This is a genomic window from Breznakia blatticola (assembly GCF_004365815.1).
Classification (GTDB): Bacteria; Bacillota_I; Bacilli_A; order Erysipelotrichales; family Erysipelotrichaceae; genus Breznakia; species Breznakia blatticola.
This window is the reverse complement of the sequence record NZ_SODD01000019.1, coordinates 15,948-41,043: the sequence shown is the minus strand read 5'-3', so window position 1 is coordinate 41,043 and position 25,096 is coordinate 15,948. Positions and strand designations below refer to the sequence as shown.

General features: G+C 35.1%; 17 protein-coding genes. 16 read left to right on the top strand and 1 reads right to left on the bottom strand.

Annotated elements, in window-relative coordinates; all coding sequences use genetic code 11:
- From EDD63_RS06450 to EDD63_RS06410, 9 genes are all read left to right on the top strand, one after another.
- The coding region (locus EDD63_RS06450; RefSeq protein ID WP_134169658.1) for an LPXTG cell wall anchor domain-containing protein at positions 1 to 333 on the top strand (333 nt) is incomplete at its 5' end.
- A gap of 207 nt (positions 334 to 540) precedes the next feature.
- Entirely contained in the window at positions 541 to 1,386 is an 846-nt protein-coding gene (locus tag EDD63_RS06445) for a PRD domain-containing protein (protein WP_134169656.1), read from the top strand.
- 3 nt (positions 1,387 to 1,389) lie between these two features.
- Positions 1,390 to 3,207, top strand: coding sequence for a beta-glucoside-specific PTS transporter subunit IIABC (locus EDD63_RS06440; RefSeq protein WP_134169654.1), 1,818 nt, complete (start codon positions 1,390 to 1,392; stop codon positions 3,205 to 3,207).
- An 8-nt stretch (positions 3,208 to 3,215) separates the two neighbouring features.
- Entirely contained in the window at positions 3,216 to 4,652 is a 1,437-nt protein-coding gene (locus tag EDD63_RS06435) for a glycoside hydrolase family 1 protein (RefSeq protein WP_134169652.1), read from the top strand.
- A 226-nt stretch (positions 4,653 to 4,878) separates the two neighbouring features.
- Positions 4,879 to 5,148 carry an ACT domain-containing protein gene (locus tag EDD63_RS06430; RefSeq protein ID WP_134169650.1) on the top strand — a complete coding sequence of 90 codons (270 nt, stop codon included), beginning with the start codon at positions 4,879 to 4,881 and terminating at the stop codon, positions 5,146 to 5,148.
- A gap of 11 nt (positions 5,149 to 5,159) precedes the next feature.
- The gene (locus EDD63_RS06425) at positions 5,160 to 6,518 is read left to right on the top strand and encodes a PFL family protein (protein ID WP_134169648.1); all 1,359 of its coding nucleotides are present in this window, start codon (positions 5,160 to 5,162) and stop codon (positions 6,516 to 6,518) included.
- 268 nt (positions 6,519 to 6,786) lie between these two features.
- Positions 6,787 to 7,287 (top strand): NADH-quinone oxidoreductase subunit NuoE family protein, encoded by a 501-nt coding sequence (locus tag EDD63_RS06420; RefSeq protein WP_134169646.1) that lies wholly within the window; start codon positions 6,787 to 6,789, stop codon positions 7,285 to 7,287.
- An 8-nt stretch (positions 7,288 to 7,295) separates the two neighbouring features.
- Positions 7,296 to 9,185: an NADH-quinone oxidoreductase subunit NuoF gene (nuoF, locus tag EDD63_RS06415; RefSeq protein ID WP_134169644.1), complete on the top strand. Its 1,890-nt coding sequence runs from the start codon at positions 7,296 to 7,298 to the stop codon at positions 9,183 to 9,185.
- Positions 9,186 to 9,199: 14 nt separating this feature from the next.
- On the top strand, positions 9,200 to 10,936 hold the full coding sequence (locus EDD63_RS06410) for an NADH-dependent [FeFe] hydrogenase, group A6 (RefSeq protein ID WP_134169642.1): 1,737 nt from the start codon (positions 9,200 to 9,202) through the stop codon (positions 10,934 to 10,936).
- A gap of 149 nt (positions 10,937 to 11,085) precedes the next feature.
- Here the strand turns inward: EDD63_RS06410 and EDD63_RS06405 are convergent, their stop codons facing one another.
- Positions 11,086 to 11,988 (bottom strand): endonuclease/exonuclease/phosphatase family protein, encoded by a 903-nt coding sequence (locus EDD63_RS06405; protein WP_134169639.1) that lies wholly within the window; start codon positions 11,986 to 11,988, stop codon positions 11,086 to 11,088.
- A 481-nt stretch (positions 11,989 to 12,469) separates the two neighbouring features.
- Here EDD63_RS06405 and EDD63_RS06400 point away from each other — a divergent pair, with 481 nt between their 5' ends.
- The 7 genes from EDD63_RS06400 (at position 12,470) to EDD63_RS06370 (ending at position 25,025) form a co-directional block, all read left to right on the top strand.
- A complete protein-coding gene (locus tag EDD63_RS06400; protein ID WP_134169637.1) occupies positions 12,470 to 12,730 on the top strand; it encodes a TIGR03905 family TSCPD domain-containing protein in 261 nt (86 codons plus the stop codon).
- Between the two features lie 86 nt (positions 12,731 to 12,816).
- Positions 12,817 to 13,713: a peptidase U32 family protein gene (locus EDD63_RS06395; RefSeq protein WP_134169636.1), complete on the top strand. Its 897-nt coding sequence runs from the start codon at positions 12,817 to 12,819 to the stop codon at positions 13,711 to 13,713.
- On the top strand, positions 13,710 to 14,933 hold the full coding sequence (locus tag EDD63_RS06390; RefSeq protein ID WP_134169634.1) for a peptidase U32 family protein: 1,224 nt from the start codon (positions 13,710 to 13,712) through the stop codon (positions 14,931 to 14,933). Before EDD63_RS06395 ends, EDD63_RS06390 begins: the two co-directional genes overlap by 4 nt.
- 12 nt (positions 14,934 to 14,945) lie before the next feature.
- Entirely contained in the window at positions 14,946 to 16,643 is a 1,698-nt protein-coding gene (locus tag EDD63_RS06385) for a proline--tRNA ligase (protein ID WP_134169632.1), read from the top strand.
- A gap of 121 nt (positions 16,644 to 16,764) precedes the next feature.
- A complete protein-coding gene (locus EDD63_RS06380) occupies positions 16,765 to 17,217 on the top strand; it encodes a thioredoxin domain-containing protein (RefSeq protein ID WP_134169630.1) in 453 nt (150 codons plus the stop codon).
- Positions 17,214 to 17,696 carry a hypothetical protein gene (locus tag EDD63_RS06375; RefSeq protein WP_134169628.1) on the top strand — a complete coding sequence of 161 codons (483 nt, stop codon included), beginning with the start codon at positions 17,214 to 17,216 and terminating at the stop codon, positions 17,694 to 17,696. Before EDD63_RS06380 ends, EDD63_RS06375 begins: the two co-directional genes overlap by 4 nt.
- A gap of 381 nt (positions 17,697 to 18,077) precedes the next feature.
- On the top strand, positions 18,078 to 25,025 hold the full coding sequence (locus EDD63_RS06370) for a discoidin domain-containing protein (protein ID WP_134169627.1): 6,948 nt from the start codon (positions 18,078 to 18,080) through the stop codon (positions 25,023 to 25,025).
- Positions 25,026 to 25,096 lie beyond the last annotated feature (71 nt).

Genomic DNA, 25,096 nt, shown 5'->3' with positions numbered 1-25,096 from the left:
ACAGAATACGAATATCTAGCAAAACGTGCACAACCAAAAGTACCAATGTTTATGCACTTGTCATTTACAGATGATACATTTACAATGGAAGCATATCGTACGGATACTATGGAAACAGTAGATGCTTATACAATCAAGAAGACAAAAGATACACCAGTGGATGAAAAACCAGTAGACGAAAAGCCAGTAGTTGATACACCAAAAGATAACACTGTATCAAAACCAGCAACATCACCTGATACAGGAGATAGTACAACACCAATGGTATTTGCCTTGATGTTACTAGCTAGTGGTATGGTATTAGGAGCTTACAAGCTAAAAAGAAAAAACTAACAGTCATAGAAATCTATGATTGTTGTACAAATCGTGTTGACATACACACAGTTTGTGATATTATGGAATTACAAAACAAGAAAACGCTTTCAATCGACGATAGACTGGAAGAGTGAGTATGTTACTGGAATGCAGGCAGACTCAAACCGCGAAAGGATTTTTTCCTATGTGGTTTGAGTTTTCTTTTTGTAGAAAGGAGGAAATACAGTGAAAATTCGTCAAATATTAAACAACAATGTGGCACTTGTAGAACGTGGCAAAATTGATGTAATCGTGGTATCAAAAGGAATTTCATTTAAGAAAAAAGTAGGAGATTCTATACAAATGGACGAAGTTGAAAAAGTATTTGTGCCTGATTCCAACGACGTGTTAGAAAATTATAGCTATTTATTAAGTCATGCGGAGCAAGGTACACTTGATGCAACCTTCAAAATTATTACGTATGCTGAAGAACACATTGAAGAAAAAGTAAATGACTACTTATATTTGACACTTCTAGATCACATTGATTATGCAATAAAAAGAGCTGAAAAAAGTCAATTTATTATTAGCCCATTAGCTTGGGAAGTAAGAAAATTTTACCCACATCATTATGAAATTGGGAAGCAAGCAGTCAGAATTATGTCTGAAGAAACAGGAATTGAATTTCCTGAAAGTGAAGCAGTAGCAATTGCTTTACACTTTATCAACTTGCAAGAAAGTCAAGTTGATGTCAAAGATGCAATCAAAGCAATGGAAACTGTAAACGATATCTTAACGATTATTCGTATCCATTTCCAAATGCAATTTGATGAAGGATCAATGAATTACAATCGTCTTGTGACGCATTTACAATATTTTGCACAGCGCATTAATTTAGGGGAGATCTATAATAGCGAAGATAGTGAACTAAATAAGCAAGTTCGTATCATGTATCCCCAAGCATATATTTGCGTCAACAAGATCCGCGTTTACCTTATGGATCGATTTGATAAAGAATTATCAAAAGATGAGGAGACGTATTTAATGTTACACATTCACCGTGTGACACAACGAAATGAAAGTGAGGAATAATACATGAAATATGAAGAATTTGGAAAACGTATTATCGAACTTGTCGGGGGAAAAGACAATGTTCAAGCAGTTGTACACTGTATGACAAGATTACGTTTTACCTTAAAAAATAGAGATTTAGCTGATGCAGAAGCAATTAAGGCGATGGATAATGTCATCGATGTTGTTTCAAATAAAGTATCATTTCAAATTATTATAGGAACAGAAGTTGCTGAGATTCATCCAGAAATTTTACAATTATTAGGGATGGAATCAGAAGTGAAAGAAGAGAAAAAACAAAATATTGTAAAGCGAATTCTAGATTTAGTATCAGAAACATTAACACCAATCTTGAGTGTTATGATGTGTGCTGGTTTGATTTCGGGAATCCTTTCTTTATTAACTGTCTCAGGGATCATCTCCTCAGAGAGTTCAACATTTATGATTTTTGATTCGATTCGTACATCAATGTTTTACTTTTTACCATTATTTATAGCTGCATCTGCTTCAAAACGTTTAGGCGTTCCGATGTATTTGGGAATGTTATTGGCAACAACGCTACTATCAACTACTATCAATGGTGTTGAAGGGTTAGATTTATTCGGAATAGCGTTGCCTACTATTACATACTCAAGTTCATTTATACCAGTACTATTAGGTTTATGGTTTATGGGAATTGTTTATAAGTATGTACAGAAAATTATGCCAAAATCATTGGATTACTTTTTCACACCACTACTTACAATTATCATTACATTACCAATAACATTGCTATTATTTGGTCCGATTGGAACATGGATTAGTGATGGATTAGGGTATGTATTCCAGTTTATTGGAGATACATTTGGTAGTTGGTTAGTTGTAACCATTTATGCAGCATGTCAACCATTCTTAATTATGATGGGAGCTGGAAACTTCATAATTCCTATTGTAGTTAACTCATATGCAACGTTAGGCTATGATGCAATGTTCACACCAGCTTGGATTATTTCAGATTTAGCAGTTGCTGGAGCGATGCTTGGATATTTCTTACGTGCTAAAGATGCAAAACAAAAGCAGTTCTTTGGAACATTGTCTTTCTCTGCATTTATGGGAATTACAGAACCAGCAGTATTTGGAGCATTTGTGAAATACCGTCGTCCGTTTTTTGCGGTAATGATTGGTGGAGGAATTGGAGGTCTAATAGCTGGACTACTAAGCGTAAAAGGTTATACGATGACAACTCTTTTTGGATTATTAACATTTATTGGTAACAATGATTACAATAATTTATATTTCATGATTGCAGCATTGATTGTTGGATTTGTTGTTGCAGCAATTGCTGGATATGTACTATGGATTCCAAAGTCAGAACAAGAAGAAGTAAAAACTGAAGTAAAAATTACGGAATCAGGATTAAATAAAGTACGTTTAACTACTCCAGTATTAGGAGAAAGTATTCCATTAGCTGATGTGAAAGATAAAGCATTTTCAACAGGAGCACTTGGAAAAGGAATTGCTATTAAACCGGAAGATGGACTTGTAAAAGCTCCAATTGCTGGTGAAGTAGTAAGTTTATTTCCAACCAATCATGCAATTGGCATTAAAACAGAAGATGGTATTGAGGTTTTAATTCACATTGGTATTGATACAGTAGAATTACAAGGAGAACACTTTACACCACTTGTTAAACAAGGAGATGTTGTAAATGTGAATGATCCATTAATTGAAGTGGATTTCGCACAAGTAAAAGCAAAAGGATACGATCCAACAGTAATTATGGTAATTACCAATACACAAGATTACTTAGAAGTTGTACCAAACATGACAAATGCAAATGAACTTGTGACAGTTGTACTTTAGGAGGACTTATGAAATTAGATAAAAACTTTCTTTGGGGTGGTAGTATTGCTGCTCACCAATTAGAAGGTGCATATAACGAAGATGAAAAAGGTTTAAGTGTTATGGATACTGTGACAGGTGGAACGTATGAAACACCTAGAACAATCACAACGGAAATACAACCAGATGTATTTTATCCATCACATGAAGGAATTGATTTTTATCATCGTTATAAAGAAGATATTGCTCTATTTGCAGGGATGGGGTTTAAAGCATTACGTATATCCATTGACTGGACACGTATTTATCCAAATGGAGATGATGAAAAACCAAATGAAAAAGGAATTGCATTTTATCATTCTTTACTCGATGAATTGATTAAGCATGATATTGAACCGATTGTGACATTGTTTCACTTTGAATTACCAGTCGGTATTTTAAAGAAATACAACTCATGGTTGAATCGTGAAACCATTGATTTATACTTACGCTTTGTTGAAACGGTTGTAAGTGAATATAAAGGAAAAGTAAAACGCTGGGTTACGTTCAATGAAATGAATCATTTAGATCCTACAACAGATGTATCTGCATTATTTACATATATGTTAGCTGGAGTTGAATATTCAAAAATAAAAAACAAGGAACAAGATTTAGCAGTGATTGGATATAATATGACGCTTGCATCAGTAAAAGCAGTGAAACTGATTCATGATCTTGATATAGAAAGTCAAGTAGGTTGTGTGTTTGGATTAACACCATCATACCCAAAATCATGTAAACCAGAAGATGTGATGCTATCATTTAAGGATACGATTCGTGATTTCTATCAAATTGATGCAATGACGTATGGAAAATTCCCAAAATACAAACTACACGAATATGAACGTATGGGTGTACATTTAGAAGTCTCTAAAGAAGACGAACAAGCATTTAAAGAAGGAATTATTGACTTTATTGGATTGAACTACTACATGAGTCAAGTAAGTTGTGCAACAGTTGCAGATGATGAGCAAGCTTCTTTATTTGGTGGAATTGTAAACCCATACTTAGAAAAATCAGATTGGGGATGGACTGTTGATCCTAAAGGATTGCGTTATCTATTGAACTTCATGTATCGCAAGTACCAAAAACCAATCATTATTTGTGAAAATGGACTTGGAGCAGTTGATGAAGTTGGTGAAGATGGTATTGTGCATGATGATTACCGCATTGATTACTTGAATAAGCATTTAACACAACTAAAGAAAGCAGTGGTTGAAGATGGGGTTGAATGTTTTGGATATTTAATGTGGGGACCAATTGATTTAGTGAGTGCAACAACTGGAGAGATGAAAAAACGTTATGGATTCATTTATGTTGATAAACATGATGATGGAACTGGTGATTTATCAAGAACACCAAAAGATTCATATTATTGGTATAAGAAAACCATTGCTGAAAATGGTGAGAATCTAAACGAAGAATAATAAATAGAAAGTGGATCATTTGATGGAAAACAAACGATTCACTTTTTCAAATTAGCTGGATTTTTGATGTATATAAAATATGGATATATTAAATATAGCGTTTACATGAGTAATACAGGAAAACTAAGGCATAATTTTATTGTGTTTCTTGTGCATATTTCATATAATAGAAAAAATGAAAGTGTTCGCAGTATGAATACAATTGTTTGTAAGAGGAGGAAAAGTTATGCGCGCAGTAATAAGTGTAGTTGGAAAAGATGGAGTTGGAATTTTAGCAAACGTTTCAAACAAATGTGCAGAAGCAAAAGCAAATGTTGTGGATGTATCACAAACGATTATGGACGATATGTTTGTAATGATTATGTTAGTTGAGGTAGATCAATTAGCAACAGAATTTACAATGTTTGTTGATGACATGGAAGCATTTGGGAAAAGCAAAGGTTTAGATATTCATGTTATGCATGAAGATATCTTTAAATCTATGCACACAATTTAAGGAGTGTTTCTATGATTAATGTCGATAACATACTTGAAACGATCAAGATGATCAATGAAGAAGATCTTGATGTCCGTACGATTACCATGGGTATTTCACTTTTAGACTGTGCAGATGCCGATATAGATAAATCTTGTGAGAAGATCTACAACAAGATTACAACAAAAGCAAAAAACTTAGTGGCTGTTGGTGAACAAATTGAAAAGGAATATGGAATTCCTATCATTAATAAACGTATTTCTGTTACACCAATTTCAATGCTTGTTGCTGTTAGTGGGGGAGACCCTGTTAAGTATGCACATGTATTAGAAAAATGTGCACAAGCTGTAGGTGTTAACTTTATTGGTGGATACAGTGCGCTTGTTCAAAAAGGGTGTGCCGCTGGAGACCGCGAATTAATGGAAAGTATTCCTCGTGCCTTAGCAGAAACAGAACATGTTTGTGCTTCGGTAAACATCGGTTCAACAAAAGCAGGAATTAATATGAATGCTGTTGAATTAATGGGACGCAAAATTGTAGAGGCTAGTGAACTAACAAAAGATCGCCAATGTATTGGGGCAGCTAAATTAGTTGTATTCTGTAATGCACCAGAAGATAACCCATTTATGGCTGGAGCATTCCACGGAGTTGGAGAGCCTGATGTTGTATTACATGTTGGAGTTAGTGGTCCAGGTGTTGTTCGTGCAGCACTTGCCAAAGCACCAAAGGATTTACCAATGGATGAAATTGCAGACTTAATTAAAAAGACTGCATTTAAAATCACAAGAATGGGGCAAATGGTTGGTAACTTAGCAAGTGAACGCCTTGGTGTGCCATTTGGAATTGTGGATTTATCATTAGCACCAACACCTGCTGTAGGAGATTCAGTTGCTTACATTCTTGAAGAAATGGGTCTTGATGTATGTGGAGCATATGGAACTACTGCATGTTTAGCCATGTTAAATGACGCGGTTAAAAAAGGTGGAGTTATGGCAAGTAGCTCTGTTGGAGGACTTTCTGGAGCATTTATTCCAGTGAGTGAAGATGCAGGAATGATTGAAGCCACACGCAAAGGTGTTTTAACACTTGAAAAACTAGAAGCGATGACAGCTGTATGTAGTGTTGGACTAGATATGATTGTTGTACCTGGATACACAAGTGCATCAGTGATTTCAGGAATTATTGCAGATGAAGCTGCAATTGGTATGGTAAACTCAAAAACTACTGCAGTACGTCTTATCCCAGCAATTGGAAAAGATGTTGGAGATGAACTTGAATTTGGTGGACTACTAGGATCTGGACCAGTTATGAAAATTAACCAAACAGACTGTAGTGTAATGATTAACCGTAAAGGAAAAATCCCAGCACCACTTCAAAGTTTGAAAAACTAATCTATATAATGAGGAGAGAATTGATCGAAAGGTTGATTCTTTTTTTATTAGTATTAGACAAATCCTTTAAAATGGCACTTTTTCTATGGAAAATGAATACGTTAGGAAAGGTGTGTAGTGCATGTTTTATAGTTACCTTCAACTAACAAAAATATCGATAAATACAGGTCTGGTAGTGCTTTCAATCTTTTTCTAAAGTTGTGGAAAACTGAACTTATTTATACTATAATAGTCTATGAGCGCATAAGAATTTTAAGGAGGATCGCGAATGTCAGAAAAAGTCGTTCCGTTTCAAGGAACTAAAGAGCAAGAAGATTTGCTTAATGAAGTGATTGCTAAACATAAAGATCAACGCGGTGGGTTGATGCCTGTCTTGCAAGAAGCGCAAGAAATCTATGGGTACTTACCTTTAGAAGTGCAAAAAATGATCGCTAACGGTTTAGATAAATCATTATCTGAAATCTATGGAGTAGTTACATTCTACTCACAGTTCTCACTCGTACCAAAAGGTAAATACAAAATTAGTGTTTGTATGGGAACTGCATGTTACGTAAAAGGTGCAGATAAAGTATTGGATGAAATCCAAAACAAATTAAACATCAAAGCAGGTGGTTGTACAGAGGATGGATTATTCTCAATTGATGCAACTCGTTGTGTTGGTGCTTGTGGTTTAGCACCAGTTATCTTAGTAAATGAAGATGTTTACGGAAAGGTTACTGTTGAAGAAGTTGACGGTATCTTACGTAAATACAGAGATATGGAGGCGTAGGGAAACATATGGATTTCGAAACATTACAAAATATTAAAAAACGTTATGAAAACGTGGTTCACGTACGTCAAGCATTAAACTCTCATGGGGCACTAGTTCAAGATAGTGAATATGAAAAACAAATTGTTATTTGTGCGGGTACAGGATGTACTTCATCAGGTTCACGTAAACTAGCTGACCAAATTGATACAGTATTAGCTGAAAACAACTTAACTGATAAAGTATTAGTTGTAAAAACAGGATGTTTTGGTTTATGTGCGCTAGGACCAGTCGTACTTGTTTATCCAGAAGGAGTATTCTATTCACAAGTAACTCCAGAAAGTATGGATATTATTTTAAATAAACACATTATCGGGGGAGAAGTGTGTACAGACTTATTATATGAAGATACAGTAAGTCCTGAAGGTAAAGTGCTTCCTCTACAAGATACAGATTTCTATAAGAAACAAAAACGTGTTGCTTTAAGAAATTGTGGGGTTATTGACCCAGAAAAAATTGAAGAATACATTGCAACTGATGGATACCAAGCGTTATACAAAGCATTAACGGAAATGACTCCTGAAGATGTAATTGACACAATAAAAGCCAGCGGACTAAGAGGACGTGGAGGGGGAGGATTCCCTACAGGTCTTAAATGGTCATTTGCGGCTAGAGAAGAAAATGGTACAAAATATGTAGCATGTAACGCCGATGAAGGGGATCCAGGAGCATTCATGGACCGTTCAATTCTTGAAGGTGATCCACATGTTATTATTGAAGCGATGGCATTAGCTGCTTACGCAATTGGAGCCAACCATGGTTTCGTATACGTACGTGCTGAATACCCAATTGCTGTACAACGTTTACAAATTGCGATTGACCAAGCACGTCGTGACGGATTCTTAGGAAAAGATATTTTCGGAACTGGATTCGACTACGATATGGAAATTCGTTTAGGAGCTGGAGCTTTCGTTTGTGGGGAAGAAACAGCACTTATTACAAGTATTGAAGGTAACCGTGGAGAACCAAGACCACGTCCACCATTCCCTGCTGTTAAAGGGTTATTTGGTAAACCAACAGTACTTAATAACGTAGAAACATACTCTAACGTGCCACAAATTATCCTTAAGGGAGCTGAATGGTTCTCTAGCATGGGTACTGAAGGTGGTCGTGGAACAAAAGTATTCGCTATCGGTGGTAAAGTTAAAAACGTTGGTCTAGTGGAAGTTCCTATGGGAATCACATTAGGTGAAATTGTTAACGAAATCGGTGGTGGAGTACCAAACGGTAAAAAATTCAAAGCTGCACAAACAGGAGGACCTTCTGGAGGATGTATTCCTGCAAGCCAAATGGATGTTGCAATTGACTTTGATAACTTAGTAAAACTTGGATCGATGATGGGTTCAGGTGGACTTATTGTGCTTGATGAAGATACATGTATGGTGGATATTGCGAAATTCTACTTAGACTTTACAGTTGATGAGTCTTGTGGAAAATGTACACCATGTCGTATCGGTACAAAACGTCTATACGAAATTCTTGAAAAAATTACTTCTGGAAATGGAGAACTTAGCGATTTAGATACAATTGAAGAATTATCTAAACAAATGCAAACGTCTTCACTGTGTGCTTTAGGGCAAACAGCAAGTAACCCAGTAGTTTCTACACTAAAACACTTTAGAGATGAATATTTAGCACACATCGTGGATAAAAGATGTCCAGCAGGTGTATGTAAAGACTTACTACAATATTCAATCATCGAAGACAAATGTATTGGATGTACAGCTTGTGCACGTAAGTGTCCAGTAAGTTGTATCTCAGGTGAAGTGAAAAAACCTCACGTCATCGACCAAAGCAAATGTATCAAGTGTGGTGCATGTATGGATGCATGTAAGTTTAGTGCAGTAGTGAGAGGGTAATGAAGGAGGTAAATATGAGCGATATTAATTTAAAAGTTAACGGTATAGATGTAACTGTTCCTAAAGGAACTACCGTTATGAGCGCTGCTAAATTAGCAGGTGTAGAAATTCCTTCATTATGTTACTTACGTGAAGTAAGTGCGATTGCTTCATGTCGTATTTGTGTGGTAGAAATCAAAGGTCGTAAAGGTTTAACGGCTTCTTGTGTATTACCAGCTGAAGAAGGAATGGAAGTTTTTACAAATACAAAAAATGTACGTGATGCAAGAAAAGGTAACTTAGAGTTATTACTTTCTGATCACAACAAAAAATGTTTATCTTGTGTTCGTAGCACAAACTGTGAATTACAAGAATTATCAAGAGAATACGGAGTTGAAGAAGACAAATATCCAAACAGTGGAATTCGTTATGAAATCGACAACTCAAGTGAATATGTAGTGCGTGACAACAACAAATGTATCTTATGTCGTCGTTGTGTAAGTGCTTGTGTGCAAATGCAAGCAGTTAATGCGATTGGTGCAATTGACCGTGGTCACAATACACACATCGGATGTGCATTTGAACGTAACTTAGAAAACTCTCCTTGTGTTGGATGTGGGCAATGTATCGTTGCTTGTCCAGTTGGAGCACTTTCTGAGAAAAACCACGAAAAACAAGTTTGGGATGCAATTAGTGACCCTAACAAACGTGTTGTAATGTTTACAGCACCAAGTGTTCGTGCACAAATTGGTGAAGCATTCGGTATGCCAATTGGAACAAACGCTGAAAGCCAAATGATCGCTGCTAGCCGTCGTTTAGGATTTGATGCAGTATTTAACATGGATGTTACAGCTGACTTAACAATCGTTGAAGAAGCTAACGAACTTGTTGACCGTGTAAGTAACGGTGGTGTATTACCAATGTTTACTTCATGTTGTCCAGGATGGGTAAAATTTGCTGAGCACAATTACCCAGAGATGTTACCTAACTTAAGTACATGTAAGAGTCCTCAACAAATGTTTGGTGCATTGTTGAAATCTTACTACTGTGAACAAGAAAATATCGATCCAAAAGATCTATTCGTAGTATCAGTAATTCCATGTACAGCTAAGAAATTCGAAGCAAAACGTGGAGAACAACACTGGCACGATGACCAAGATGTTGATGTAGCATTAACAACTCGTGAACTTGCACACATGATTAAAGAAGGAGCTATCCAATTTGAAAAATTAGATGGTGAAGACTTCGATAATCCATTCGAATGTGGTTCTGGAGCAGGAACAATCTTCGGAGCAAGTGGTGGAGTTATGGAAGCTGCACTTCGTACAGCTGGACGTATCATTGATCCAACATTTGATAAAGTTGAAATCGATGAAGTTCGTGGTACAAAAGGTATCAAAAAAGCTACTTACAAAATGGGTAACTTAGAAGTTAAAGTTGCAGTAGTTTCTGGATTAGCTAACGCAAGAAAGTTAATGAAAGAAATCGAAGAAGGAAAAGAAGAATTCCACATGATCGAAGTTATGGCATGTCCAGGAGGATGTGTTAACGGTGGAGGGCAAATCATTCCACGCGACAAAGTTAGAAACAACATTGATGTTCGTACAGAACGTGCAAAAGTTCTATACAAAATTGATGATTCTGACAAATACCGTGTATCTCACGAAACGCCAACAATTACAAGAATTTACGATGAATTCCTTGGTAAACCAGGACATGGTAAAGCACACGAATTGTTACATACAACATACGTGAAACGCGAAAAATTATAGAATGAAAAGATGAACCTGAAATTGACGGTTCATCTTTTTAATTTTGTGTAAAAAAAGTAGCAAAATCACATATATGAATTTGCTACTTCTTCGATTGTAAATTATCTTATGCTGTTATAATTCATTATTAACTAAACTACTTAATTGTCTTAGTTTAATTCCAATTCAACAACTAATGGATTGTGATCAGATAAATCTGTATCAACCATTTTTACGGATTTAATTTTGATGTTCTTAGATACAATAACATTATCGATATGATACAAGTTCATAGATTCGTCTACTCCAGTATATGTATCATGCCAAATACCATCTTTTCCATTTGATAGCTTGTAATTATCTTTAAATAGATCTAATTCTCTTGTATTTTGGTCAACATTAAAATCACCAACGACAATTTTATACTCGCATTTGTCTTCATCAAGTGTTTTAGCGATAAACTCTAGTTGCTGTTTTCTAAGTTCGATATCTTCCCAACTTAGGTGTGTATTGTAGAAAGCAACATCTTTTCCGTTTACACTAATTACTGATCTTTGAAGTACTCTTGGTTCAATCGGTCCTTTTGCATCAACTGCATCTAGTGCATCTGCTGTTTCTTTGATTTCTGGATCAAAGTTTTTATATGCTTCTTTTAGTTCAGCTAAAAGTTCTTCACCCTTGAATAGTCCACTAAATAATTCCATGGTATCTGATGAAGTGAATGGGTGTTTTGAAACAGTAGCGATTCCATATTCTCCGCCTTGAAACTCAATTGCATTGCTATAGAATACATCTGTGTATACGTCATTTTTGAATTTCTCTGCAACATCATATGAATTTCTAATGGTTTTATTATCAACTTCTTGAATTCCAAAGATATCTACGTTGTTATCCTCTAACAGCTTTCTTTGTGCTTGAACATCAGGTTGAGCTTTCGCGTCAATATTAAATGTAGCAACAACAAGAGTGTTTGGATCCGGTTTTTCACTCCCATCCTTTTGTTTGTCCGTATTATTTGAACAACCAGTTAAAACAATTCCAATCAATAAGCAAACGGTAAATAATTTTTTCATAAATCCTCCTCTTATCCGTCTTTTATCTATTCAGTTTAATAAACTGTAAAGATCGAAATTCAAGTATATGATTTTCTATACATATACTACCTTTGCGATTTATATCGCACAGTGGTGAAACCAATGAATATAAAGTAAATCTGGTATTGCTCATGAACGCTATTTATAATTCTTTGATAATAAAAAAATACTTTTTTTATTATCAATAATTTTGATGTAATTATACCATGGAAATTCTTAATTCTCAATATTCGTAGAATTCGTTGTTTTCAATCACATGTAGTTCTTTGACTGTTTTTATGTGATAAATCATAGTGTGTAAATTACATGCACTCATAGATAAGAGCATAAGGTAAAAGGTAAATTGAAAACGAAATATGAAATTATACAATAAATGTAGAATAAAACTTCATTTTTGATATAAAAAAAACGAAAAATATAGTAAATTATTATCAGTAAGAATTAGAGGTGAGGTTTGAACATGCATTATGAATATAAGACACGAAATACGTGTTCACAGAAAATAAGTTTTGATTTAGATGGGAATACTATAAGTAATATTGAATTTGAAGGTGGTTGTAATGGGAATTTACAAGCTATTTCAAAATTATTAGATGGAGCAAGCGTTGAATTAATTGAAGAAAAATTACTTGGAAATCTATGTGGGATTCGTCAAACATCTTGTACAGATCAACTTGCTAAAGCAGTTAGGAAAGCATATACAGAAGCAACTATTAAGTAAATTGAGCGTATTTGTTGATTTAGAGAATAAAGTTTTATAAAACCTAAAAATTGACAGATAGATTGTAGTATAATAGTATAGCAAATATGAAAGAAAATATTATTGTTTCGCCTTATATATTGGCGGATATTAAAAAATTAAATGAAGCAGGAGCGACATCAATTCTTGTTGGAATTGATGCTTTTCCTTTTGCCTCAACCATATATGTAAGTCATGATGAATTGCAGGAAGTTAGAAGACTAACCAAAGCATTAGGAATGAATCTCTATGTGAATGTGAATGCATTCTTTATGGAATGTGATTTGGATAGATTACTTGAAGAACTTGCTTTTATTAAAGAAGTAGATGTTGATGGTATTTACTTTACAGATTTAGCTGTATATACACAAGCAAGTAAACTGGATATGACAGATTTATTAATATATAATCCTGATACATTACTAACCAACCATTTGGATGTACAAGAGTATTTAAATCTTGGCTTACAAATGTGTACACTTGCTAGTGAAATTACACTAGAAGATATTGTATCTATTGCTTCTAAAGTACAAGGTCGTGTTGAAGTTATCATACATGGAAGACTGAGTATGATGCACTCAAAACGGACATTGCTTACAAACTATATGAAGTTTATTGATAGTGAACATAAAGTATATGAAAATAAAGACTTGTATTTGATTGAAGAAAAACGTGATGATCATATGCCGATCTTTGAAGATGTTAGTGGTACACATATGTACACTGGATTTACACTTGCTAGTTTCGAAGAAATGGAAGATTTTGTTGGTGCAGGCGTGCATGATTTTCGAATTGAAAGTATGTTTTATACAATAGAAGAACTTTGTCGAATCATTAAAGACTATCGCTATGTATTAGAACATCCTGAAAGTGGTCGTGCACTTTATCAAGAGTACGAAAGAAATCAAAAAGATCGTAATATTACCAAAGGATTTTTATATACAAAGACAGGAGCAAAAAAATGAGAAAGGTTGAATTATTAGCACCAGCTGGTGATTTAGCCAGACTGAAGGTTGCCGTTCGTTATGGGGCAAATGCTGTCTATTTAGGTGGTAAGAAGTTTTCATTACGCTCACGAGCAAGTAATTTTGATATTGAAGATATTGCAGAAGGTGTACAGTTTGCTCACGCACATGGTGCACATGTCCATGTAACGGTAAATATGTTGCCACACGAAGAAGATCTAGAAGGACTAGAAGCCTACTTAAAAGATCTAGAACGGGTAGGCGTGGATGCCATTATTGTAGCTAGTTTTCATATCATGAAACTAGCAAAGCAAGTCGCACCAAATTTGGAAGTACATGTAAGTACACAGCACTCAAGTACCAATAGTGGTGTTATTGATTTCTATGAAAAACAAGGAATGAATCGTGTCGTACTTGCTAGAGAGTGTACACTAGATGATGTTAAAGCAACGATGCAACATGCAAAACTTCCTGTAGAAGTATTTATTCACGGTGGAATGTGTATTTCCTATTCGGGTAGATGTACGATGTCAAATTCGATGACACTACGTGATGCAAATCGAGGAGGATGTGCACAAAGCTGTCGTTGGAAATATAAACTCTATGATAAAGATGTTCCAATTTATAAAGAAGATCATCTATTCTCAATGAGTAGTAAAGACTTGAATGCGATGCGTTTTTTACCGGAATTAATTGATGCAGGTGTTGCAAGTTTTAAAATTGAAGGACGAATGAAAAGTCCATATTATTTAGCTACTGTGGTACGTAGTTATCGCAAACTTATTGATACTTACCAAGAAACTGGACAACTAACAGATGCTGATTTTGATTGGGTGGTTCGTGAACTGGCCAAAGCAGAAAATCGTTTAACAGGACCTGGATTTTACGCAGGCTTACCGAAGATGGAAGACCATCTATATGGGGTCAATGGTGCTGGAGTATCACAAGAGTTTATTGCATATGTTCTTGACTATGATCAAGAGACGCAGATGGCAAAATTAGAAGTACGTAATAATTTTAAGATTGGTGATGAAGCAGAAGCTTTTGGACCAAGTTTAGATAACACTAATTTTAAAGTTGATACATTGTATGATGAAGATGGAGAAATCGTGGATGTTGCACGAAATCCAATGCAAGTTTTATACACAAAAGTAGATATAAAACTGCAAAAACATGATATGATAAGAAAAGTTATGACAAAGCGAGAAAAAGTATATTAGGAGGTAATTGTTATGAGACTAAAAAATAGTTTCTTCTATACGATCCGCGAGGATAGTAAAGATGAAGAAAGCCGCAGTGGAAATTTGCTTGTCCGTGCGGGGATGATTAAAAAAAGTAGCGCAGGGTTCTACATGACAATGCCCATGGGTCAACGCGTAATTCGTAAAATTGAAGACATCATTCGTGATGAAATGAATAAAGCTGGGGCACAAGAATTAACGATGCCTACGGTTATCCCAGAAGAAGTATATGAAAACAGTGGACGTCGTGAAGCATTTGGTTCAAATATGTTTGCTTTACGTGATCGTAATGATAAACGTTATGTCTTAGGACCAACACATGAAGAATTATTTGCCATGGCAGGGATGATGGATGGATCAAGTTATAAAGATTTTCCATACAACCTATACCAAATTCAAAACAAATTCCGTGATGAAACTAGACCTAGATATGGTTTAATTCGTACGCGTGAATTTACAATGAAAGATGCATATTCATATGATGTGGATTTAGCTGGACTAGATGTATCTTACCAAAAGATGTTTGATGCATACTGTAATATTTTTGATCGTATGCATTTAAATTATAAAATTGTACAAGCAGATACAGGAGCAATGGGAGGACTTTTAAGTGAAGAATTCCAAGCCATCACGGAAATTGGAGAAGACACTGTAGTTCTTTGTGACTCATGTGATTTAGCAAGTAACTTAGAAATTACACCAGTTGTAATTCAAGGAAATCCAAGTGATGAAGTAGAACTTGCTTATGAAATGGTAGAAACGCCAAATGCGAAAACCATTGAAGAAGTTGCTGCATTCTTTAATCAACCAGTAACAAGTTTTGTGAAAACATTAATCTACAATGTAGATGGTGAACTTTACGCTTTCTTGATGAAAGGGGATCGTGAACTTAACGAAACAAAAGTACTTAAATTATTAGGTGCTAATGAAATGGAACTTGCTACATTTGATGAGGTGGAACAAGCAACTCATGCAAAAGTTGGTTTTGCTGGTCCAATCGGTCTAGAAATCAAAGTTGTAATGGATAATGAAGTTGCTAATATGAAAAACTTTATTACAGGTGCAAACAAAACTGATCACCACTACAAAAATGTAAACGTAAAAGATTTCGATGTATATAAACAAGCAGATATCGTAAGTGTACATGAAGGAGATGTATGTCCTAAATGTGGTGGTAAATTGAACTTTGCACGAGGTATTGAAGTTGGGAATACATTTAAATTAGGTACGAAATATGCAGAAAGCATGAACTTCAACTATCTTGATAAAGAACAGAAATTACACCCTGTTGTGATGGGAAGTTATGGTATTGGAGTGCAACGTTGTATGGCTGCAATCGTTGAACAGTTCAATGATGAAAATGGAATTGTTTGGCCAATGAGTGTCGCACCATATCAAGTGGAAATCATTATCGTAAATGTAAAAGATGAAGCACAAGTAAAACTTGCTGATGCATTATATGAAGACTTACAAGCACAAGGCGTTGAAGTACTGTATGATGATCGCGATGAACGTGTGGGTGTAAAATTCAAAGATAATGAACTTATTGGAATTCCTTTACGTATCACAGTTGGTAAAAAAGCTGGTGAAGGTATTGTGGAATTCAAAACACGTACAACAGAAAAAGAAGAAATTGCTTCAAACACAGTTGTCTCATTTGTTAAAGAGAAAATTGCTGAAAGTATGTAGTTATTGAGGAATAATTAAAATTAGCTTGGGCGAATTCGCTTGAGCTTTTTTTGTTGAAAAATGTAAATAATTTAATATTTAGTGCAAGTGATAATGACAACTTTTATGTTACTCTTAAAGTATGAAGAGAATCTATTTACTGATTATTGCACTATTATTAGTTGCATGTACTGCAAAGAAAACGGAAGATGTTGCAATAGAATTACAGCCAAACAAAGGAGAAGTTGTAGGTATTACATTAAATGAAGTAAACCAAATGGTCGAAGATGAGGACAGTTTTGTAGTGATCTTCTCACAGACGTACTGTGGTTCTTGTATGAGTTTTTTCTCGCAAACAGATGAATATACAACAGAAGTTGGATTGAGACTGTATGATGTAACACTTGACAAGGAAGAAAGAAGTGAAACAGAAAACTTAGAATTGATGGAAAAGCATTTCTCTGGTTTTCAAACAACACCAACGATTTATGTTGTAAGTAAAGGTGAAATTGTTGGAACTCTTGATTCAAGTAAAGAAGAACCAACATTGGATGCCTATAAGACATTACTAAAAGAGAGTGGGGTAATTAAATGAAAAAAATAATGCAAATATGCAGTGTAGGACTACTTGCACTTGGCTGTGTTGCATGTAATAGTTCAACAAAAGCGGATACAACTGCAGTATGTATGATGCAAACAAGTATTGATGATATTCAATTTAAAAGCATTTACACAATGGAATACAACAAAGAAAAAGAAATTGTTCTTTCTTTACAAGCTGAGGAAACGTATTCAAATCTCGATAATGAACTATTCAGTGTTAACATTCGAAAAGATGTAGGAATGAAAGCTAGTGAATTAACTTCAATTGAAGGCTTAGAAGCACTTGTTCGTGATGAAACAGATGCTGAATATTTCAAGTTAGAAATTGATGGTGAAGCCTTAGATGTAGAAGATATGGTTTCAAAATACCCAGAATATAAAGCATGGATCAAAGATGGAAATATGAACATAGAAATGATCACAAATGCACTTATTATGGAGGGGTATTCTTGCGATTTAGATAGTAAATAACAATAAAAACAATCACAGATTTGTAGCTATAATCCATTTTTGGATTTATGCAATTTTCCGTGATTGTTTTTTACTATAATTTGATTATCATTATATTTCTATTAAAAAATAATGAATCAATATATTTATAAAATATCTATCAAATAATACCAAAAAAGATAAAGTACATGTTAAAAATTCTAAATCTTTTCTAAAAAATAGGTGTAATAATGTGATTGTAGTGTAAGGGCTTTCAGATTAAAAAGGTAGAAAATTGAGACAGGCTATCTATGAAATCTGATGAAGGGAGTGGTGTGTTTTAATACGTACAATTGTTTTTATGTATACATTTATTAGTTAATCGTTTGATATTCATATGAATAATATGAGAAGAGGGAAAGAATGAATAATATAACAAAAAAAATAAAGTTAGTCTCATTAGCTGCCTCAATCACATTAGGTGGATTTGCATCTTTACCGATGAACGTACTTGCTAAAGAAGGGATTCAAGCAACGGCGACAGATACGGAAGGATACACATTTATTGGAAGTGTAGAAACAGCTAAACAAAGTAAAAACAAAGTAGATTTAGTATTACAATCGGGAGAGAAAATAAGATTCACATTCTTGGATAAAGATCTATTCAGATTGTATATGGCACCTGATGGTGAGGATTTTAAGGAATATCCTACACCAAATTCAGTTGATCACAAAGCAACAATCACAGTTGCTTCAGATGACGAGTTCTACGCAAAAAATAATGTAGAACCAACACTTGTTGAAAATGATACAATAATCCAAATTAAAACGGATGCTTTGGTATTAGAGATCAACAAAGAAACTTCAATTATGAAATTAACGAAGACGAATGGGGAGATTGTTTGGGAAGAAGCACAACCTTTACGTTACAAAAAAGGAAGTACTTACCAAACACTAAAAACTTCGGCTGATGAATTTTACTATGGTGGTGGGACACAAAATGGTCGCTTCTCTCATAAGGGTGAAGTAATCGCAGTAAAAAACACAAACAACTGGGTGGACAAAGGAGTAGCGAGTCCTAACCCATTCTATTGGTCTACGAAAGGATATGGAGTTGTACGTAATACATGGAAACCAGGATCATATGATTTTGATTCTAAAGGACAAAATGTAGTTACAACGAAACACGACGAAACACGTTATGATGCATATTATTTTGTTGGTGATACACCACAAGAATTATTAAGTGGGTATTATGATTTAACAGGAACACCTGTGGAGTTACCAGAATATGCTTCATATTTAGGACACTTAAACTGTTACAACCGTGACTACTGGACAGAAGTTCCTCAAGGTACAGCTGGTGCTGTTAAACTTGGTAGCAAATGGTACAAAGAAGACAGTAAAACAGGAAGTATTAAAGAAACACTAAATGGATCTGCGGAAACAACAGCAGAGCAAATAATTAGAGATCACAAAGATAACGATATGCCATTAGGATGGTTCTTACCAAATGATGGATATGGTTGTGGATATGGTCAAACTGCAACGTTAGATGGCGATGTTCAAAACTTAGGAACATTTGCAAGTAATGCACTTGCTAAAGGTGTTCGTACTGGGTTATGGACACAATCAAACTTATGGCCAAAAGATCAAAGCAAGCCGCAAAAAGGCGAACGTGATATCTATAAAGAAGTTGATGCAGGTGTTGTCGCTGTAAAAACTGACGTTGCATGGGTTGGTAATGGATACTCAATGGCGTTAAATGGAATAAGTGTTGCATATGATGCAATTACAAAAAACTCAGGATTAAAAGCAAACATCGTATCATTAGATGGATGGGCTGGAACACAACGTTATGCAGGTATTTGGACAGGTGACCAATATGGTGGTAAATGGGAATACATTCGTTTCCATATTCCAACATACATTGGAACTTCATTGTCAGGACAACCAAATGTCGGAAGTGACATGGATGGAATCTTTGGAGGTAAAAACACAACCGTTTGGACACGTGACTTCCAATGGAAAGCATTTACAACGTATATGCTAGACATGGATGGTTGGGGATCAAACCAAAAATCACCTTATGCATTAGGTGAAGATGGAACATCAATTAACCGTTCATACTTAAAATTAAAAGCAATGTTGATGCCGTACAACAACACAATGTCACATGAAGCTACAGTGAACCAAGGATTGCCAATGATTCGTGCAATGTTCCTTGAAGATCCAAATGCGTATACATACAGTAGCAAAACACAATACCAATACATGTGGGGTGACAACTTCGTAATTGCACCAATCTATCAAGATACAGCAAGTGATGCTGCTGGAAATGATATCCGTAACGATATTTATCTTCCATCAACAAGCGATGTATGGATTGATTACTTTACAGGTGAACAATATGAAGGTGGACGCATCATTAATAACTTTGATGCACCGATTTGGAAATTACCAGTTTTCGTAAGAAATGGTGCAATTATTCCGATGTATGCTGAAAACAATAACCCAATTGCGAAAAGTGCAGAAAACACAGATGGATTAGATCGTTCAATCCGTCGTGCTGAATTCTATCCATCTGGAGATACTGAATTTGAAGTATATGAAGATGATGGAATCACTTTAGGTGGAGCTGGAACAACTACAAAAATTACAAGTAGTGTAGTTGGTGATGTTGCTACATTAAAAACAGCAAAAACAAATGGTACATACACAGGTATGGTAGACAAACGTTCAAACGAATACATCGTTAACGTTTCAAAAGCACCATCAAGTGTAACTGGAAATGTTGCTGGTAAAGATGTAACATTCACTAGTGTTAACTCAAAAGAAGAGTATGAAGCTGCTACAGGAAATGTATACTTCTATGATGAAAACCCAAGTATTTTTGTAAAAGAATTTGCATCTGCTGGTTCAACTTACGAAAACACAGATAAAACTACTGCTCCTAAGCTATATGTAAAATCAACAGATAAAGTAAGTATTCATAACTATGACTACACAGTTGTAGTAAATGGTTTTGCAAATGACCAAGGATTAGTAAAAGATGTATTGGATACTACATTAACAATACCTACAAACATTCGCGGAGAAAACATTGAAGATTTATCATTCACTGCTGTGTGGGATGATGTTGTTAATGCAACAGGATACGATGTTGAAATTTTCGATGGAGTATATGTAAATAATCCACAAGCAAGATATGAAGTGGTAGATTTAGACTATGATACTGAATACACTTTCCGTGTTCGTACAAGAGTTGATAACACATACTCTGAATGGAGTGATTATGTAACCGTTCGTACAAATGTTGACCGTTACCGCAATGTTGTTCGTAACTTAGATGTAACTTGGAAATATGGAGATAGTCACGGGGCGTTGAAAAATGGTTTCGACTTTGATCAAGGAACCATGTTCCACTCATCAAATGCAGTTACTGAAGATCAACAAATGATTATCGATATGGGTGCTGCATATACAATGGATAAATTTACATACCAACCTCGTATGGATAACAAAGGAAATGGTGCAGTAGAGAAAATGAATTTATATGCATCAGTTGATGGTGTAACATATGAAAAAGTTTGGGATGGAGATGCAAACCCTGCATGGACATACAACAAATCAGATATGAGTGTTGAAGATGTTAAGGAAATTCCATTAAACAACAAAAAAATTCGTTTCTTCAAAATTGGAATTATCTCTTCAACTGGAGGATTCTTCTCTGCTTCTGAACTAATGCCTTATAAAGTAGAAGGGACAGGACCATGGGTAGTAGGAGATGCTAACAACTCTGGCGAATTAGAAGATGGAGATCTAATGTTCTTTGAAAACTACATTGGATTAAATTCAGTAGATGCAGATTGGGAATACACATCCGTATTAGCAAACCTTAATGGAAATGATATTCTTGATGGATATGATTTATCATTTGTTGCTAGATTGTTAGGAACACCAGTTAAAAATGCTGAAACTGGGGCCGATGGTAAATTGATGTTAGTTCCTTCAAAAACGGATATTAAAGCAGGTGATGTTGTAAATGTTGATGTATATGGAATTGGATTGAAAAATGTAAATACTATTTTCGTTGAATTCCCAATTGATACAAATACAATGGACGTGTCACAAGCGGCACAACCAAGTATTTCAACAATTGCAATGCGAAACTTCTCAAAACTAAGAAAACACAGTGATAACAATGTAGATAACTACATTGCATTTACAAATGTTGGTCAACAACAATTGTTAAATGGGTCAGGTACAGTTGCGACATTTAGTTTTACTGCAACTGCTGATTTCACATGGAATCATGATATGAGTCGTGCACAACTTGTTGGACAAGACTTAACAGAAATTGATGCAAGAATTGATGAAAGTCAAACACCACAAGTTCCAGAAACAGTTAATGTACTTAATGAAGCAGATATCAAATCAATTAAGTTCTCTAATTCAGAAAGTGCAGACATTCCTGGTGCTGATTTATGGCAACAATCTGATTGGAAAACTCGTTTATTTGATGGTGATAAAACTGGAGAATTAGCTGAGTTCAAATGGTATCATTCAGAGACTGATATTCCAGCATACGTAATGTTACCAACAGATATGGAATTCACATTAAATAAGGCAGAACCAGTATCAAAAGTCGTTGTACACAATAGAAAAAGTAGTAATGGTTCAATTAAAAAAATCAAGGCTGTAGCATACAATGGAACAACTGCATACGACTTGGGAACAATTACAAACCCAGAAAGTACAGAAATTACATTTAGTATTCCTGCAGAAGCGAAAAAGATTGATCGAATTGTTATTACGCCAATGGAAAGTTCTGGAAGTGCAACAGGAACACAAACAGGAACTGAAACAAACCGTATGTTATCAATTCACGAAATTGAAATTATTAGTGATGCAACAGTAAAAGCTACAGGTATTGCATTTGCTGATGATGCAATTAGTGAAATGAATGTTGGTGCCTTAGAAGAAATTTCAGCAGTAGTATTGCCAAATAATGCTTCAAACCCATTATATGAAATTACAAGTAGTGATATAGAAACAGTACGTGTAAACAAAGTCACACTAGGAGATCACTATGCATACGTACTTGAAGCTCTAAAAGAAGGAACTGTTACGTTAACAGCTACAAGTGAAGATGGAAACTTTAGTGCAACACACACATTACATGTAGTGAAAGGTATTGATGCTACAGAATTGCAAAAAGCAATTAATACATTTGATGCATTACCACCACAACTATATACTGCAGACACATATAATGCAGTGAAAGTACTTGTAGATCAAGCAAAAGTATTATTAACTGGAGATCCTACACAAGCTGAAGTAAATACGATTACAATTCAAATTGCAAATGCTTCAAAACTATTGAAATTAAAAGGTTCAAATGAAGAACAACCAACAAGTACAAATATCATGGATTTATCAGATGCAACACTATTCTATGAAACAAGTTTTACATCTGCTGAAAAAGAACATGGTGATTTAGCATTTGATGGTGATATTACTACATTCTGGCATTCTAACTATGGTTCAAGTTATAAATTACCTCAATACATCGTTGTGGATTTAGGTGATACATATAACTTAGAACAAATTAATATGTTAGCACGTCAAAACAGTAGAAATGGTGGTGTAACGCATTACCGTGTTGAAGTAAGTACTACTGAAGGAGATAATTTAACAATTGATGATTTAGATTTCTATCCTGTAGTTGAAGGTTACTTCGAAACAGAAAATGGAGAATTGGTTGATCGCGCGAAAGCAAAAGAAATTAAGTTCGATACAGTAGAAGCTCGTTATGTAAAATTTATCGCTTTAGAATCAGTAGGAAGTTCAGCTGATCAAGCAAACCGTTATGCTTCGATTGCCGAACTAACAATGTTTGGTAAAAAGAGTGTAACATTTGAAATACTTCAAGATGTACTTGCAGAAGTTGATGGATTAAATGAAGATGACTACACATCAAGTACTTGGAGTGATTTAATGGCTGCATACGATGTAGCGAATGCACTTACAGACACATCATCAAAAGAAGATATTAAAGCAGCGATTACTGATTTAAAATCAGCACAAACTGCCTTAACTCGTCGTGCTTCAAACATAGCACTTACAAGTTTAAAAGATAAAATTGCAAAATGTGAAGCACTAGAAGGATCATACACTACAAGTGACTTTGCAGCTATGAAAGCATTACTTGTAGATGCAAAAGCATTGATTGCAAAAGGTGATGCAGATATTAGTTCAACAGAAGCTACTGCTATGTTATTGGCATTAGTAAATGAAGAATTAGCATTAGGAGAATTATCTGATGTTTATGCAATGCGTAGTACATTGGCGATGGTCGTTGAATTAGCAGGTGAAGAACTAGCTAATGCGACAAATATCCGTCCAGGTAAGATTACACAACTTACAAATGCACTTGCTGCAGGTCAAGCGTTGCTAGATGCTGAAAGCAAAGATGTTGCTGCTATGGAAAAAGCAATGAAAGATATTAATGCAGCTGTAGAACAATTATGGGAAATCGTAAATAAGAGTGATTTAGAAACAATTATTGATACTGCTAAAGATGTTGAAGCAGATGGATATACTGTAGATAGCTACAAAGCATTACAAGATGCAATTGCTGCTGGTGAAATTGTAGCAGCTAATGATGATGCAACAACTACGGAAGTTGCAGATGCAACACAAGCAATTTATGATGCAATTGCTAACCTTGAACGTGAAACAGTATTGAATAAAACTGCACTTATCAATGAAATTGCACTAAGTGAAACAATCGTAGCGGCTAGTGACCGTTATGTTCCTAGTTCAATTAAAAACTTACCAGGTGCAATTGATGTTGCAAAAGCAGCTCTTGCAAGTGCAACAACTCAACAAGAACTTGATGATGCTACTAAAGCATTAATGAGCGTACGTATGAAAGCAAGATTAAAAGCTGATACTGCTGCTTTACGTGCATTAAAAGAAAAAGTAGAAGCAATGAACCTTGATGGTTACACTGCAAGTTCAGTAATGGGTGTGAAAAATGCATTAGCACATGCTGCAAATGTAATTAGTGATCCTGAAGTAAGTCAAGATGTTGTGGATACAGCTTTGGCTGGACTACAAAATGCAGTTGATGCATTAACGCCAATTACTACAACGCCTGGAGGCGATGATGTAAATACACCAAAACCTGGTGATAATGGAAATGGTGTGATTGGTAACCCAAGTGTGGCACCTGATGGAAGTGTAAACTCAGGTGATACGACAGATGTAACAAGTCTATATGGACTTCTTGCTCTTGCACTTATGGGACTAGGTGTCTTAGGACGTAAAAAGTATAAAAACCACGAAATAAAAGAATCCGAATAATTAATCTCCTGTGACTTATTGTTTAGATAAGCACAAACAAAAGGCCGGGTGAAAACAAGTTGTACACTCGG

Coding starts and splice junctions, on each gene's coding strand:
- EDD63_RS06400 (WP_134169637.1), top strand. CDS start 12,470: ATGCATTATGAATATAAGACACGAAATACGTGTTCACAGAAAATAAGT.
- EDD63_RS06405 (WP_134169639.1), bottom strand. CDS start 11,988: ATGAAAAAATTATTTACCGTTTGCTTATTGATTGGAATTGTTTTAACT.
- EDD63_RS06430 (WP_134169650.1), top strand. CDS start 4,879: ATGCGCGCAGTAATAAGTGTAGTTGGAAAAGATGGAGTTGGAATTTTA.
- EDD63_RS06390 (WP_134169634.1), top strand. CDS start 13,710: ATGAGAAAGGTTGAATTATTAGCACCAGCTGGTGATTTAGCCAGACTG.
- EDD63_RS06435 (WP_134169652.1), top strand. CDS start 3,216: ATGAAATTAGATAAAAACTTTCTTTGGGGTGGTAGTATTGCTGCTCAC.
- EDD63_RS06410 (WP_134169642.1), top strand. CDS start 9,200: ATGAGCGATATTAATTTAAAAGTTAACGGTATAGATGTAACTGTTCCT.
- EDD63_RS06370 (WP_134169627.1), top strand. CDS start 18,078: ATGAATAATATAACAAAAAAAATAAAGTTAGTCTCATTAGCTGCCTCA.
- EDD63_RS06420 (WP_134169646.1), top strand. CDS start 6,787: ATGTCAGAAAAAGTCGTTCCGTTTCAAGGAACTAAAGAGCAAGAAGAT.
- EDD63_RS06395 (WP_134169636.1), top strand. CDS start 12,817: ATGAAAGAAAATATTATTGTTTCGCCTTATATATTGGCGGATATTAAA.
- EDD63_RS06380 (WP_134169630.1), top strand. CDS start 16,765: ATGAAGAGAATCTATTTACTGATTATTGCACTATTATTAGTTGCATGT.
- EDD63_RS06385 (WP_134169632.1), top strand. CDS start 14,946: ATGAGACTAAAAAATAGTTTCTTCTATACGATCCGCGAGGATAGTAAA.
- EDD63_RS06440 (WP_134169654.1), top strand. CDS start 1,390: ATGAAATATGAAGAATTTGGAAAACGTATTATCGAACTTGTCGGGGGA.
- nuoF (WP_134169644.1), top strand. CDS start 7,296: ATGGATTTCGAAACATTACAAAATATTAAAAAACGTTATGAAAACGTG.
- EDD63_RS06425 (WP_134169648.1), top strand. CDS start 5,160: ATGATTAATGTCGATAACATACTTGAAACGATCAAGATGATCAATGAA.
- EDD63_RS06375 (WP_134169628.1), top strand. CDS start 17,214: ATGAAAAAAATAATGCAAATATGCAGTGTAGGACTACTTGCACTTGGC.